Raw genomic sequence first — 15065 nt, forward strand, 5'->3', positions numbered from 1 at the left:
GCCCCGCCAGCACGGCGGGGCGGGGGGCGGGGCGCCGGCCGAGAAGGACGGTGCATCCGACCGCCCGGGGGATCTGGCCCTTCGTGGTGCCGGCCGCCGTGGTCACCGCCCTGCTGGTCCTGCTGCCGATCGCGTACACCGTCTGGTTGTCGGTGACCGACCGGCAGTCCGACGGCACGAACACGGGCTTCCTCGGGTTCGACAACTACGCCCAGATGTTCGCCAACCCGGCGTTCTACAACTCCCTGAAGGTCACGCTCTTCCTCTTCGTGGTGTGCCTCGCCGTGGAGACCGTGCTGGGACTCGCGCTCGGCTACGTGATGAGCCTGGACGTGCCCGGCCGGCGCGTCTTCCAGGGCATGATGCTCATCCCGGCGATCACCGCGTCGGTGGCGGTCGGCCTGCTCTGGCTGCTGATCATGGATCCGTCGCTGGGGGCGGCCAACGAACTGCTGGCCGTCATCGGGATCGACCCCGTGGTCTGGCTCGGTGACCCGTCCATCGCGCCCTGGTCCATCGCGCTCGTGGACATCTGGCAGTGGACGCCGTTCATGGCGCTGATCATCTCCGCCGGCATCCGGTCGTTGCCGGAGGAGCCGTTCGAGGCGGCGGCCATCGACGGGGCGAGCGGCTGGCGTACCGCGTGGAACATCGGTCTGCCCCTGCTGCGGCCGGTGCTCATCGTCGCGATGCTGCTGCGCACCGTCGACCTGGTCCGCTTCTTCGACACCATCTACATCATGACCCAGGGCGGGCCGGTCGACTCGACGAACACCCTCAACGTGTACGGCTACAACGAGGCGTTCATCAACCAGGCGCCCAGCTACGCCGCCGCCCTGCAGATCGCCCTGCTGGTGCTCGTCGTACTGATCGCCACCGTCTTCACCCTGGTCCGAAGGAGGGCCGCGAAATGAGCGCGGGCAAGCGGCTGGTCGGCGTCTACACCGCGTACTTCCTGTTCGCCGTGGTCTTCTTCGGCCCGGTGCTGTTCATGCTCTGGTCGTCGCTGCGGCGCAACGTCGACATCACCGGCTCCCTGTTCGACGTGGCCTCGCCACTGACGCTGGAGAACTTCACCAACCTGTTCGAGCGGTTCGAGTTCGGCCGCTACATCGTCAACAGCTTCATCGTGGCCGGCGGCTCCACCCTGCTCGGCCTGGTGCTTGGCGCACCGGCCGCGTACGTGATCGTCCGGCGGCAACTGAACACGTTGGGCTTCGTGACGTTGCTCGCCCGGATGGCACCCGGTGTGCTGTTCGTGCTGCCGCTGTTCGTGCTCTCCATCCGGATCGACGCCCCGTCGAACACGGGGCTCAACTACGCCCTGCTCATCGTGGCGCATTTGATCGTCACGCTGCCGCTGTGCATCTGGCTGCTGATCCCGTTCTTCGAGGAGATCCCGATCAGCATCGAGGAGTCGACGCTCATCGACGGCGCCTCCACCTGGCAGCGGTTCCGCATGGTGGTGCTGCCGCTCGCCATGCCCGGCGTCTCGGTGGCACTCACGCTCAGCTTCGTCTTCTCCTGGAACTACTTCCTGTTCGCCCTGGCGCTCGCCAACGACCAGACGCTGCCGCTGACGGTCATCGCCTTCAACTTCATCGGCCAGGGATCGAACGACTTCGGCGGTCTGATGGCCGCCAGCACGCTCATCTCAGCGCCGGCCCTACTGCTGACGATCTTCGCGCAGCGGTGGCTGGTGCGTGGAATCACCGGAGGTGCCGTCAAGTGACGACCACCAGTGTCCGTGCCCGCTTCCTGGGCGACGGACGGATCGACTTCGAGCGGGCCACGCTCGGCCCGGTCGCGAACGGGCAGGTACGCGTACGCGTCGACGTCTGCGCCCTCTGCGGCTCGGACAAGCGGCTGCTGCGGTCGGGCTCACCCGTGGTGCCGGGGCACGAGATCGCCGGCACCGTGGTCGACGTCGGCGCGGACGTCACCGTGCCCGTCGGGACCCGCGGCATCGTCTACATCCCGGTCTTCTGCGGTACGTGCCGGCGCTGCGCCGCCGGCCGCACCAACCAGTGCCTGCACCTGCGGGAGCTGATCGGCTGGCAGCGCGACGGCGGGTTCGCCGAGCACGTCGACGTGCCGGCCCGCTGCCTGCTGCCGGTGCCCGACGACGTGCCGCTGGACACGGCGGTGCTCGGTCTGGACACCGTGGGCACCGCCGCGCACGCCCTACGCCTGTGGCAGCGCACCCAGCCCGACGGCGTCGACCGGGCGCTGGTCATCGGCGCCGGCCCGTTGGGCCTCGGGGTCGTCGCCGTGGCGGGCGCCTTCGGCGTCGGCGAGGTGGACGCCTTCGACCCGCACGAGGGTCGCCTCGCCACGGCCGTCGAGCTGGGCGCCCGGGCCGCCGGCGACCTGGCGGCGGAGAACCAGTACGACCTCGTGGTCGAGGTCAGCGGCGCCGCGGCGGCCCGGGAGACCGCGCAGCGGGTGGTCGCGCCCGGCGGCGCGGTGATCGCCCTCGGCGAGTCCGACGAGCCCTACACGATGCCCGCGACGCCCCGCTGGCGGCGCACCGACTGCTACACGGTGCGTTCCTTCTACTTCCCCACCAGCGAGGTCGAGGCGAACTGGGACCTGCTGCGCGGCCACGGCGCCGCGCTGCGGGACCGGCTGACGGTGCCGGTGACCCTCGCCGAGCTGCCGGACGCCTTCGCCCGCTTCGTCGCCGGCGACTACTTCAAACCCTGCATCGTGTCGGAGGACGCCTCATGAACCAGCCGCAGCACCTGCTCATCCTCGCGGTCGACCAGCGTCCCTGGCTCACCCAGGCGCTCTACGGCCACACCGGCACCGCCACGCGCGGCCAACGCGCGGCGATCGCCGACGGCAAGCACATGGTGGTGGAGGGTCTCCTCGCGGCGCTCGCGGACGAGCCGAGGCTCGCCGCGCACGCCGGCATCCTCGTCGACGCGACGCTCGGCCCCGGTGTGGCCGAGCGGGCCCACGCCAACGGGGTGACCGTGAGCATGCCGCTCGAACGCGGTGGTTGCGAGATCTACGAGACCGAGCCGGCCGACCTCAGGTCCCACCTGGAGCACCACGGACCGGAGCTGCCCAAGGTCCTGGTCCGCTACAACGTCGAGGGCGACGTCGACGGCAATCGCGTCCAACGTGCCCGGCTGGCCGAGGTGTCCACGACGGTCCGCGACACCGGTGGCCGTTTCCTGTTCGAGCTGCTCGTGCCGCCCACGCCCGCGCAGCTCGACGCCGTCGGCGGCGACCCGGGACGGTTCGAGCGGGAACTGCGTCCCGCGCTGGTGCACCGCGCGATGACCGAGCTGCTCGAGGAGGTGCCGGTGGACGTCTGGAAGCTGGAGCACCTCGACCGGCAGGAGCACTACCGCACCGCGGCCCGGATCGCGGCCGAGGCCGGCGGCGAGTGCATCCTGCTCGGCGCCAACGCGCCGGCGGCGCGGGTCGAGGGGTGGCTCGCCGACGCCGCCGCCGCCGGATTCACCGGCTTCGCTATCGGGCGTAGCATCTGGTGGGACGCGCTGCGCGGGCTGCTCGCCGGGGACCTGGCCCGCCCTCAGGCGGTGGCGGCGGTCGCCGCGAACTATCGCGGATTCGCCGCCGCGTTCCTCGCCGCGGTGCCGGTCGGGCCCGAGCCGCACGAGTGAGGACACCAGTGACGCCACCTTCCCCGCCCCGGCCCCCCGCCGCGACGCTGCCGGCACCCGCCACCGCGCCCGCGCAGGAGGCGGACCCGCACACCGGTGAGCGGGTCGGCGAGCTGCTCTACCGGACGCTGCGCGACCGGATCATCTCCGGCGAGCTGCGGCCCGGCACCCGGCTGAGCGTCCCGGCGTTGGCCGAGGAGTTCCGGGTGAGCCGCAGCCCCGTGCGCGACGCGGTGATCCGCCTGGTGCAGGACGAACTGGCACGCGAGACCCTCAACCGCGGCGCGGTCGTCGCCCGCATCGAGGGCGAGGAGCTGGTCAGCCTCTACGAGGCCCGCGAGGCTCTGGAGTGGGCGGTGGCCCGGCTGGCGGCGCAGCGGTACAGCCCGGCGCTGCGCCGCCGCCTGCTCGCCCTGATCACCGAGCACCGGCAGGTCGCGGCGGACGGCGACTTCGCCCGCCACATCGAGCTCGACGCCGCGTTCCACCGGGAGATCCGGCAGGCCGCGCAGAGCCCGGTGCTGACCCGGATGCTCGACGGCGTCCAGAGTCGGGTCCTGATCGCGATGCGCTCGACCAGCCTCACCGGCGGCATGGCCCAGGCCGTCGCCGACCACCAGGCCATCTTCGAGGCGCTCTGCTCGGGTGACCCCGACGCCGCGGGTGAGGCCGCCCGGGCGCACATCCGCCGACTCAAGGAGCTGCTTCGTGCCGCTTACTGAAGCCCGCACGATCGCCGCCGTCCGGTGCCACGGTCCGGGCGACGTACGCGTCGAGCAGCTGCCCGAGCGCGCCCCGGGCCCCGGCGAGGTGGCCATCGAGCCCCTGGCCGTCGGGGTCTGCGGCACGGACGGCCACATCGTCGGCGGCAGCTTCCCGGCGGCCCGCCCGGTCGTGCTGGGCCACGAGGTCTGCGGACGGGTGCGGGAGGTCGGCCCCGGGGTCGACCGGCTCGCGCCCGGCGACCTCGTGACCGTCGAGCCCCACGACTACTGCACCGCCTGCGCGTACTGCCGGCTGGGGCAGGAACACCTCTGCGACGCCAAGCGGGGCTACGGCGTACGGCTCGACGGCGGGATGACCGAACGCATGGTCGTGCCGGCACGGATCGCCTACCGGCTGCCCCCGGACACCCCGCCGTGGATCGGCGCCCTCACCGAGCCGCTCGCGTGCTGCATCCACGGCATGGACCAGCTCGCGCCCCGCTCCGGCCTGCCCGTGCTCGTCTACGGCGCGGGCCCGGCGGGGGCGATGATGGTGGCGCTGGCCCGCTCCCGGGGGCTCGCCCCCGTCGTCGTCATGGATCCCCGCCCGGACCGCCGCGACCTCGCGCTGCGCATGGGAGCCGACGCCGCCCTCGATCCGACCGACCCGGCCAGCGAGGCGGCGGCCCGGGCCCTGACCGACGGCCTGGGCTTCCCGTACGTCGTCGACGCCGTCGGCTCGGCGCGCCTGCTGGAGTCCGCGATCGGCATGGCCAGCCGCGGCGGCCGGATCCTGGTCTTCGGTGTCGCCCGGCCGGACGAGGAGGCCCGGGTACGCCCCAACGAGGTCTTCGCGCGTGAGCTGACCATCGTGGGGGCGGTCATCAACCCGTACACCCATCACCGCGCCGTGGGCATGCTGCCGACGCTCGGTCTGGACCGGCTGCGGCCGGCGTTCTTCCCGTTGGAGAAGGTCTCGCAGGCGCTCGAGGCCCAGGCCGTCGGCCAGGCCGACAAGGTCTTCGTCGCCCCGTACGGCGTCGACGCCGCCCGCCGGTAACCGGGCGGGAGCGGGCGGGGCCACCCCGTGCGACGCCACCGGGGCCGGGCCCCGGTGGCGTCGCACGGCGTTGCCGACTTTTGACCGTCCGGACGAAAGTTCAGACGATCTCGCACAAACATCTAGACATTTAGATTTAAGAATCATAGTGTTGCCTTCACCAGGCAGCGGCGTGCCAGGCCAACCATCAGGACATGACAACGATGTCCGTTCGATGTCCGGGCCCGCCGCTGAGCCCGAGCGCCGCGCGACGACGTACGTCGTTGTCCCGCTCCCCTGGAGGAGAAGAATGCTCGGATCGTCCCGACGAGCACGCGTGCCCCTCGCAAGCGCCTTCACCGTTGTCGTCGCCCTCGCCGGCCTGTGGCTGTCCCCGCCGAGCGCGGGTGCGGCTCCGCCGCCGCAGGAACCCGGTGTCACCCTGCGCGTCTTCGACCTGCAGGTGCCGCTCAACAACCTCTGCACCCTGAAGGCCGGCCAGACACCGAACGTCGACAAGCTCATGCCGACGGTCGACTGGACGAGCGCGGCCGACTTCGGCATCGAGGACCACTTCCTGGTCCACGTCCTCGGCAACGTCAACATCACCCAGGCCGGCAGCTACACCTTCCGGCTCATCAGCGACGACGGCTCCCGCCTGCTGATCGACGACACGCTGATCGTCGACCACGACGGCGCGCACGGCCCGGAACCGAAGGACGGCGCCGTCGACCTGACCACCGGATACCACTCCCTGCGCATCGAGCACTTCGAGCGTACGGGCGGCCAGCAGCTCACGTTGCAGTGGCGTACGCCGGGCTCCAGCACGTTCGTGACCGTCCCCAACTCGGCACTGAGCACCGACGCCGGCGTCGTCCGGGTGACCGCGCCCGGCCGCAAGGAGTGCGAGGCCAGTGGCGACTCCCCCGGCGACGGGCTGCCGCTCACGTCGGTGCACCCGAACTACACCCTGACCGACCTGCGCCCGAGTGGTTTCCAGCCGCAGGTCACCGGGTTCGACTGGTTCCCCGACGGCCGGCTGGCCGTGGCCACCTGGGGCGGTTCCCTGACCACCGTGGGCGAGGTCTGGATCCTCGGCAACGTCACCGGCAGCACCAGCCCCGGCCAGGTGACCCGGCAACGGGTGGCCACGGGGCTCCAGGAGCCGATGGGGCTCAAGATCGTCGACGGGAAGATCTACGTCTCGGAGAAGGCGAAGCTCACCGAACTCAACGACACCAACGGCGACGGGGTGACCGACCAGTACCGCACCGTGGCCACCTGGCCGTTCGGCAGCAACTTCCACGAGTTCGGGTTCGGCCTGCTGTACCGGGACGGCTACTTCTACCTGAACCTCTCGGTCTCCATCAACTATGGCGGCGCCACGACCGACCCGCAGCCGGCCCCGAACCGGGGCACGACCATCAGGGTGAACCGGAGCACCGGCGCGATCGACTACGTGGCCGGCGGCCTGCGCACCCCGCACGGCATCGGCTGGGGCCCGGAGGGCGACATCTTCGTCACCGACAACCAGGGCGGCTGGCTGCCGTCGTCGAAGCTCGTGCACGTCAAGCAGGGCCGCTTCTTCAACCACTACATGAACCCGGCCGGCCCGTTCGACAACAACCCGGTCACCCCGCCGGTCCTCTGGCTGCCGCAGAACGAGATCGGCAACTCGCCGAGCACCCCCGTCATGCTCAACCAGGGCCCGTTCGCCGGGCAGATGCTCATCGGCGACGTGACCTACGGCGGGCTCCAGCGCGCGTACCTGGAGAAGGTCAACGGCGAGTACCAGGGCGCGCTGTTCCGGATGACCCAGGGCCTGGAGGCGGGGGTGTCCGAGGTGTCCGTCGGGCCCGACGGCGCCATCTACACCGGCGGCCTGCACGGCGGCGGCAACTGGGGGCAGGAGGGCAAGCTCAGCTACGGCCTGCAGAAGATCAGCCCCAACGGCGGCAACAACTTCGACATGCGGGCGATGCGGGCCCTGCCCAACGGCTTCGAGATCGAGTACACCCAGCCCCTGTCGGCGACGACCGCCGCCGCGCTGGCCAGCAAGTACCGGGTCAAGCAGTGGCGCTACGTGGCGACGGCCGCGTACGGCGGGCCGAAGATCGACGAAGAGACGCTGTCGGTCTCCTCGGCCACCCTGTCGGCTGACGGGAAGACCGTCACGTTGGCGATCAACGGCCTCAAGGCTGGCCGGGTGGTGCACGTCCGCTCGCCCCGGCCCTTCTCGGCGAGCAACGGCCAGTCGCTCTGGAGCACCGAGGTGTGGTACACGCTCAACGCCATCCCGGGTCAGCAGCCGCCCGTCAACCTCGCGCTCGGCAGGGCGGCGACCGCCGACAGCTCGTGCTCGCCCACCGAGGGCCCGGCCAGGGCCGTCAACGGGACGACCACCAGCGGCAACCTCGACAAGTGGTGTTCGACGGGCGCGACCAAGTGGATGCAGGTCGACCTGGGTGCCAACCAGAGCCTGAACCGCTTCGTCGTACGACACGCGGGCGCCGGCGGCGAGAACACCGCCTGGAACACCCGCGACTTCACCATCCAGACCAGCACCAACGGCACCTCGTGGACGACCACGACGACCGTCACCGCCAACACGGCCAACACCACCACCCACGACATCTCCCCCACCCAGGCCAGATACGTCCGACTCAACGTCACCAAGGCCACCAGCACCTCCGACAACGCGGCCCGGATCTACGAGTTCGAGGCCTACGGCGGGCAGACCGCGACCGGCAATCTCGCGCTGGGCAGGGCGGCGACGGCCGACAGTTCCTGCTCGGCCACCGAGGGCCCGGCCAGGGCCGTGAACGGCAGCGTGTCCGGCGGGAACGGTGACAAGTGGTGTTCGACGGGCACCACCAAGTGGCTCCAGGTCGACCTGGGCACCACCCGCAGCGTGAACCGCTTCGTCGTACGACACGCCGGCGCCGGCGGCGAGAACACCGCCTGGAACACCCGCGACTTCACCATCCAGACCAGCACCAACGGCACCTCGTGGACGACCACGACGACCGTCACCGCCAACACGGCCAACACCACCACCCACGACATCTCCCCCACCCAGGCCAGATACGTCCGACTCAACGTCACCAAGGCCACCAGCACCTCCGACAACGCGGCCCGGATCTACGAGTTCGAGGCCCACGGCCCCGCAGGCGACACCGGCCGCGTCACGCTCCTCGACGGGTCCCACCTCGACAACTTCGAGAGCACCAACGGCACCCCGGCCACGTGGCCGCTGGCCAAGGGCGGCGTGGAGGTCCTCGGCGGCGACATCCGCAGCCGGCGCGCTTTCGGTGACTTCCGGCTGCACATCGAGTTCTGGCTGCCCAACCTCCCGCCGGACGTCACCGGTCAGGCCCGCGCCAACAGCGGGATCTACCTCCAGGACCGCTACGAGCTCCAGGTCCTGGACTCCTTCGGCGACACCACCCCGGCCAACGACGAGGGCGGCGCCATCTACGGAAAGATCGCGCCATCGGTCAACGCGGCCAGCGCGCCGGAGACGTGGCAGACCTACGACGTCACCTTCCGGGCGGCCCGCTTCGACAGCGCCGGGGTGAAGACGGAGAACGCCCGGGTCACGGTCGTGTGGAACGGCGTCACCGTCCACGACAACGCGGTGATCAACGGGCCCACGGGCAACGGCGCCCCGGAGGGACCCTCGGTGGGGCCGATCCGGCTGCAGGACCACGGCGACCCGGGCCTCAACGTCCACTACCGCAACATCTGGGTCGAGCCGACGAGCTGACCGTACGCCCGGGGCGGGGCGACCGCGCGGGTCGCCCCGCCCCCGGCCCGCATCCCGCGCAGGCCTGAAGAACCCCCGTCCGTCGCACGGGCCCCGCGCCCGCGCCGACCCGTCCACATCGGAGACGGCATGACACGTCGCGCCCGCATCCGCACCCTGCCGCTGGCGGCCGCCCTCACCCTGCTGGCCGCCCTGCTCACGCCGGTGTCCCCGGCCCGGGCGGCGCCCGCGAAGACGCCCCCGCTGACCACGCCGTGGACCAGCCAGGCCCTCACGGGCACGCCCCTGCCGGAGTACCCCCGGCCGCAGATGACCCGGCCCGACTGGCTGAACCTCAACGGCGAGTGGCAACTGCGCCAGTCCGCCACCGACGACGCCCCGCAGTTCGGCACGGACCTCCCCGAGCGGGTGAACGTGCCGTTCCCGGTGGAGAGCGCCCTGTCCGGCGTGCGGCGCGCCGCGAACGACAACCGCCACTACCTGTTCTACCGACGCACCTTCACCGTGCCGGCCGACTGGTCCGGCCGCCGGACCCTGCTGCACTTCGGGGCGGTCGACTGGCAGAGCACCGTGTGGGTCAACGGCGCGCAGGTCGGCGGGCACACCGGGGGCTACGACGCCTTCACGTTCGACGTCACGCCGCATCTCAACGGCGGCACGAACGAGATCGTGGTGAAGGTGTGGGATCCGACGGACAGCCGGCAGAACGGCAGCCTCCCCCCGATCGGCAAGCAGACCAGGACCCCGGGTGGGATCTTCTACACCCCCAGCTCCGGCATCTGGCAGACCGTCTGGTTGGAGCCGGTGCCGACCGCGTCGATCAGCGGCGTCGACGTGTATCCGAACCTGTCCACCAACACGCTACGGGTGCGGGTGTCCACCCGGGGCAACGTCACCGGACACAGCGTGCTGGCCGAGGCGTTGAACGGGAGCACGCTGGTCGGCTCGGCCACCGGTGGCTTCACCGACTTCAGCGTGCCGGTGCCGAACGCCCGCCGGTGGTCCCCGGACGATCCGTTCCTCTACGGCCTACGGGTGACGCTGCGCAACGCGGGCGGCGCCCAGGCGGACCGGACGACGCACTACTTCGGCATGCGGGAGATCACCACCGGGATGGTCGGCGGGGTGCTGCGCCCGAAGCTCAACGGCCAGTTCGTGTTCCAGGCCGGCACCCTCGACCAGGGGTACTGGCCGGACGGGCTCCACACCGCCCCCACCGACGCGGCACTCGCCTTCGACCTGCAAAAACACAAGGACCTCGGGTTCAACATGGTCCGCAAGCACATCAAGGTCGAACCGCAGCGGTGGTTCTACCACGCCGACCGCCTCGGCCTGCTGGTGTGGCAGGACGTCCCGTCCCTCACCGCGCAGGACGTCAACGCCGACAACGCCCAGCAGGCACAGTTCGAGGCCGAGGCGAGGGAGATCGTCGACGAACACCGCAGCTCCCCCTCGGTGGTCGCCTACACGGTCTACAACGAGGGGTGGGGCGAACGCGCGCTCGCCGACACCCGGCGGGTCGGCCAGAACGTGAAGAACCAGGACCCGACCCGGCTGGTGAACGTGCACAGCGGCCACAACTGCTGCCAGTCCCTCGGCGACCCGGGTAACGGGGACATCGACGACTGGCACATGTACCTCGGGCCCGCCTCGCCGAGCCCGTCGGCCACCCGGGTCGCGGTGCTCGGCGAGTTCGGCGGCCTGGGCCTGCGTACGCCGGGGCACGAGTACAGCCCCAACGGCAGTTTCTTCGCCTACGAGTGGCAGCCGAACTCCACCGCCCTCACCGACCGGTACGTCGGGCTGGTGCAGGGCACCCGGAACCTGATGCTCGGCAAGGGCCTCAGCGCCTCGGTCTACACCGAGATCACCGACGTCGAAGGCGAGCTGAACGGCTTCCTCACCTACGACCGCCGGATCGTCAAGATGGTCGAGTCCCGGGTCCGGGCGGCCAACCAGGCGCTCATCGACGCGTCCAGGTCGCTCGGCGACAACCAGCCGGTCGCCCTGCCGCTGAACACGCGACGGTCGTTGCAGGTGACCACGCCCGGACACACGCAGAGGTACCTGCGGCACCAGGACAGCCTCGCCTACACCGAGATCGTCGACCCGGGCAGCACGGCGCTGCTCAAGAACGACGCCACCTACACGATCCGGGCGGGGCTGGCCGACGCCAACTGCTACTCCTTCGAGTCGGTCAACTTCCCGGGGCAGTACCTCCGGCACGCCGCGTCCCGGGTCCGCAACTCGCCGAACGACGGCTCGGCGCTGATGCGCGCCGACGCCACCTGGTGCGCCCGCACCGGGCTGACCGGCGGCGGGGTCTCCCTGGAGTCGTACAACTTCCGGGGCTCGTTCCTGCGCCACTTCAACTCGGAGGTGTGGCTCAGCAACGGCGCCGGCGGCGCGGCGTACGACACGCCCACCCTCTGGAGCGCGGACAGCACCTGGAACGTCGCCGCGCCCTGGGCACCGTGAGGACCGGACCGCGAGCTGGCGCACCGCCGCCCAGGTCGGTCAGCCGCTCAGTCCCGCCACCGCGGCCCCGACCGCCGCGTCGAGCAGCCGCTCGTCCAAGGGTTCCGCGATGGCGCTGGCGTAGACGGTCACCAGGTTGTGCCCCGCCCGGACGATCACGAAGGCCGACCGCCCGGTGATCCGGGCCCGCCCGCTGCCCGCGCTGAGCCGGTAGTCCACCCGCCAGGACTGCTCGCCCAGCGCGGGTGGCGGCTGCGCGTCGACCGCGAACCGCACCGCCGAGCCGCCCGCACCCCCAAGGGTGAAGCGGGGGCAGGCCCGGCGCGCCGACTCCGCCTCGGCGAGCACCGCGGCGGGCACCGGATCGGCATGCGACCTGACCTCGATCACCAGCTCGGTCGACGCGGTGGCGGTGGGCCCGCGCACCGTGGCGTAGCGGGCCCGCTCCCGGACCCGTTCGACCTCGCCGAGCCGGTCCAGGTAGGAGTCCTCGGCCAGGGGCCGGCAGGCCGGCGGGTCGATCCGGGAGCCGCCGCCCGCAGCCCGGTCGGGCCGGACCTGCCAGCCCCGCGGCAGCACCGCCCGGACCGCGCCCGCCGCCCGGCGGGCCTCCGCGCGGGTGAGCGGCCGACCGGGGTCGCGCCCCGCGACGGACCGCGTGGGCCCCGGGGTGGCGTCGGGCACCGGCGGTACGCCCGCAGGGGGCGACGTCGCCGTGGCGCGGGACGGCTCCGCCACCGGAAGCGGGGCGTACGCCCCGGGGATCCCCGGACCGAGTACCGCCACCGCGAGCAGGGCCGCCAGCGCCGCGACCGCCGCGACGGGCACCCTGGCACGGGCCGGCCAGGACGGGGTCGGTCCGACCACCGCCGGCCGGGACAGCAGGAACGGCAGGGTGAACGCGACGAGGTACCCCAGCCACACCAGCGGAGCCAGCAGGTGCGCCTCGACGGTGGCCCACCCGTCCGCCCGTCCGGTCGCCAGGGCGTGCAGGTACTGCAACAGCGCCGCCGCCGTGCCGGCCACCCAGCCTGCGGTCAGCGCCCGGCCGACACCGGCACGACGGCCCACCGCGAGCACCACCAGGACCGCCCAGCCGGTGAGCGCGCAGAGCAGCCAGCGCTGTTGGGCCTGCCGGCCCGCCTCGGCCAGGGTGCCCGGCGGGAACAGTTCGGTCCGCCACACGGCGGCTCCCGCACCGACCAGCACGGCGGTCAGCACCGCCGCCACGACCCCCCGGTCCCACCGGCGCGGCGGGCGTGGGTGCCCCTCCCCGGTCCCGCGCAGCAGCAGGCCGACCAGCACCGGGACCAGCAGCGCGAGCAGCGGCCAACCGCTGCGGGGCAGCGCGAAGACCAGCCAGGCGCGGGCCACGTGGCCGTCGGTCGCCACGGACGCCACCGCCGGCAACGGCCAGAGGACCGCGACACCGGCGGCCGCCGCGACCAGGTACGTGGCCGAACGCCAACCGACCGACCCGGGACGGCGGGCGACGACCAGTCGCGCCAACAGCACGCAGAGCCCGGCCACCGACGCGGCCAGGAGCCCCGCGAACGCGGCGACGAGCAGCGCGACCGGCACCTCCGCCCGGACCGGCACGCCCGAGCTTCCCGGAACCGGCAGCACGGTGGCGACGAACGCCGTCGCCGCGAACCCGACTGCCACGCCGACGACGGACCGCCACCAGCCGCCCGCCCCAGCGGCCGCCCGGCGGACCAGCACGGGCAGCAGCCCGAGGTTCAGCAGGACGGCGCCGACACAGACCGCGACGGGCGGGCCGACGGTCGCGTGCGCGGTCAGGAAGAGGTCACGTACGAGGGCGTCGGCGGAGCCCATCGCCAGCATCGCGACCGCGCCGACCGCCAGCCCGTGGGTCAGGCCCCCCGGCGGGTCCGCCGGCCGGGCCAGCGCCGCCGCCCGGGCCGCCGGATCCGGATGCCGGGCGAGCAGCCGGCGCCGCCGCGTGGGGCCCACGGTCCTGGCGAGGAGCAACGCGGCCAGGTGCCCGGCCTGGCCGGCGCCGGCGGCGTACCGGTCGGCTTCCCGCTCACGCCGCCGCAACAGTCCGGCCGCCAGCAGCGCGGTCGACACCGCGACGACCGTCGCCCGGCCGAGCGCCGTCAGGTAGGTCGCGTTCAGCCCGAACAGGGCCACCTCGAGCAGACCGGCGGCGAGCACCGCCGGCACCGGCAGCCAGATCAGGCCACGGACAGCCGACGCCCAGGCCACGTCCCGGGCGAGGACGTGCGCGAGTTCGTGCGTCACCACGGGATCGAACCGCGCCGGGTCGGCGTGGGCCACCGCGACGGCCGCCGGGAGCACCACCGTCGGCCGGCCGACCACACCGCCGGTGGTGTACGCCTGCCGTACGGGCGGGGCGGCCACGACCAGCCTGGGCCGGTGCCGCGCGGCCAGCCCGCTGCGGTCGCAGAGGTCGACGAAGCGCTCCTGCGCGCCCGGCACGGTGAGCCGGCGGCGGAGCCGACGCCGGTCGGCCAGCGGCAGCACCACAACGAGCGCCGCCGCCGCGCCCAGCGCCATCCCCGCCCCGGCGAGCATGACCAGTCCACGTCGGCCGAACTGCCCGGCCAGGCAGCGGTCGCGGGCCGCCGACTGTGCCGCGGCCTCCGCCGGATGGGCCCGGGTGCAGACGTCGACGGTGGCCGCCAAGGGTCGGGAGAGCGAGCGGTCGGCGAGGAAGTAGAGGCCGCCGGCGCTGATCCCGACGCTGATCAGGGACGCCAGCACGAGTGCGTAGAGCCAGCCGAGCCGGTCCGGCGGGACGGGCGGGCCGACTCCGGGGCCACGGTCGCCGCCGGTCGTGCCGTCCGGGGCCGTACGACCGTCGTGGTGGGCCCCACCGGCACCGGGCCCCGTCATGCGTCCGGCGGATCGACCATCGCGCCGACCGCGGCGTCGGCGAGCAGTTCCGCCCGGCCGGCGTCCAGGCCCAGCGCCACCGCGTGCCGGTGGCACGCCTCCCGCAGTCGACGCGCCTGTTCGGGCTCCAGCCCGGGTCGGGCGTCGGGCGGGGCGGGCAGCTCGCGGCGGCGGCGACGCAGCAGGCCGGCCCGGACGGTGGCGGCACCTATCACCAGCACCTCGCCCACGGCGGCGGCCACCACCTGGAGCGCGAGTTCGGTGACCAGGGTGACGTCGATGCCGAAGCCGACCCCGCCCTGCGGGACGGACCAGCTCACGCGGCCCTTCGACAGCTGCCGTCGCCAGTCGGCGGCCACCTCGTCGAAGACCGGTAGTTCCTCGGGGGCGATGCGGCGGACCGCCGCGTGGGCAGCGCCCACGACCAGATCGGCGGCGGCGTTCTGGGGCTCGGTCACGATGCCATCGTGCCGCCACGGCGCCAGCCCGCAGACCCGACAGTAAGGTTTCCGGCACCAGGATCCGTTGACCCGACACGGTGTGCGGGGCCGGGCCGAGGG

Annotated in this window: 10 protein-coding genes; 8 read left to right on the plus strand and 2 right to left on the minus strand. The window is 72.8% G+C overall.

From position 1 onward, the window contains the following. Positions 1 to 50: 50 nt before the first annotated feature. From ABZ573_RS21270 to ABZ573_RS21305, 8 genes are all read left to right on the plus strand, one after another. A complete protein-coding gene (locus tag ABZ573_RS21270; RefSeq protein ID WP_192581238.1) occupies positions 51 to 914 on the plus strand; it encodes a sugar ABC transporter permease in 864 nt (287 codons plus the stop codon). Next, positions 911 to 1732 (plus strand): carbohydrate ABC transporter permease, encoded by an 822-nt coding sequence (locus tag ABZ573_RS21275; protein WP_151452652.1) that lies wholly within the window; start codon positions 911 to 913, stop codon positions 1730 to 1732. The genes ABZ573_RS21270 and ABZ573_RS21275 overlap by 4 nt, the downstream gene beginning before the upstream one ends. After that, positions 1729 to 2730, plus strand: a complete 1002-nt coding sequence (locus tag ABZ573_RS21280) for an alcohol dehydrogenase catalytic domain-containing protein (protein WP_192581239.1) — start codon at positions 1729 to 1731, stop codon at positions 2728 to 2730. Before ABZ573_RS21275 ends, ABZ573_RS21280 begins: the two co-directional genes overlap by 4 nt. Beyond that, the gene (locus ABZ573_RS21285; RefSeq protein WP_327028531.1) at positions 2727 to 3638 is read left to right on the plus strand and encodes a 2-deoxy-5-keto-D-gluconate 6-phosphate aldolase domain-containing protein; all 912 of its coding nucleotides are present in this window, start codon (positions 2727 to 2729) and stop codon (positions 3636 to 3638) included. Before ABZ573_RS21280 ends, ABZ573_RS21285 begins: the two co-directional genes overlap by 4 nt. Positions 3639 to 3646: 8 nt before the next feature. Further along, positions 3647 to 4360 carry a GntR family transcriptional regulator gene (locus tag ABZ573_RS21290; RefSeq protein ID WP_327028532.1) on the plus strand — a complete coding sequence of 238 codons (714 nt, stop codon included), beginning with the start codon at positions 3647 to 3649 and terminating at the stop codon, positions 4358 to 4360. After that, on the plus strand, positions 4347 to 5402 hold the full coding sequence (locus ABZ573_RS21295) for an alcohol dehydrogenase catalytic domain-containing protein (protein ID WP_358120214.1): 1056 nt from the start codon (positions 4347 to 4349) through the stop codon (positions 5400 to 5402). Before ABZ573_RS21290 ends, ABZ573_RS21295 begins: the two co-directional genes overlap by 14 nt. Before the next feature lie 289 nt (positions 5403 to 5691). Beyond that, complete coding sequence (locus ABZ573_RS21300; RefSeq protein WP_358120217.1) at positions 5692 to 9147, plus strand: discoidin domain-containing protein; 3456 nt, start codon at positions 5692 to 5694, stop codon at positions 9145 to 9147. A gap of 129 nt (positions 9148 to 9276) precedes the next feature. Next, on the plus strand, positions 9277 to 11625 hold the full coding sequence (locus tag ABZ573_RS21305; RefSeq protein ID WP_358120220.1) for an AbfB domain-containing protein: 2349 nt from the start codon (positions 9277 to 9279) through the stop codon (positions 11623 to 11625). Between the two features lie 39 nt (positions 11626 to 11664). Here ABZ573_RS21305 and ABZ573_RS21310 read toward each other — a convergent pair whose 3' ends face one another. Then, positions 11665 to 14505, minus strand: a complete 2841-nt coding sequence (locus ABZ573_RS21310) for a M48 family metalloprotease (protein WP_358120223.1) — start codon at positions 14503 to 14505, stop codon at positions 11665 to 11667. After that, entirely contained in the window at positions 14502 to 14963 is a 462-nt protein-coding gene (locus ABZ573_RS21315) for a hypothetical protein (protein ID WP_151452659.1), read from the minus strand. Before ABZ573_RS21315 ends, ABZ573_RS21310 begins: the two co-directional genes overlap by 4 nt. Between the last annotated feature and the right edge of the window lie 102 nt (positions 14964 to 15065).

The sequence above is a fragment of the Micromonospora sp. NPDC007220 genome (genome assembly GCF_040634035.1).
Taxonomy (GTDB): domain Bacteria; phylum Actinomycetota; class Actinomycetes; order Mycobacteriales; family Micromonosporaceae; genus Micromonospora; species Micromonospora reichwaldensis.

Bases quoted from the DNA above. Each gene is read 5' to 3' on its own strand.
- ABZ573_RS21275 (WP_151452652.1), top strand. From the start codon at position 911: ATGAGCGCGGGCAAGCGGCTGGTCGGCGTCTACACCGCGTACTTCCTG.
- ABZ573_RS21285 (WP_327028531.1), top strand. From the start codon at position 2,727: ATGAACCAGCCGCAGCACCTGCTCATCCTCGCGGTCGACCAGCGTCCC.
- ABZ573_RS21300 (WP_358120217.1), top strand. From the start codon at position 5,692: ATGCTCGGATCGTCCCGACGAGCACGCGTGCCCCTCGCAAGCGCCTTC.
- ABZ573_RS21305 (WP_358120220.1), top strand. From the start codon at position 9,277: ATGACACGTCGCGCCCGCATCCGCACCCTGCCGCTGGCGGCCGCCCTC.
- ABZ573_RS21310 (WP_358120223.1), bottom strand. From the start codon at position 14,505: ATGACGGGGCCCGGTGCCGGTGGGGCCCACCACGACGGTCGTACGGCC.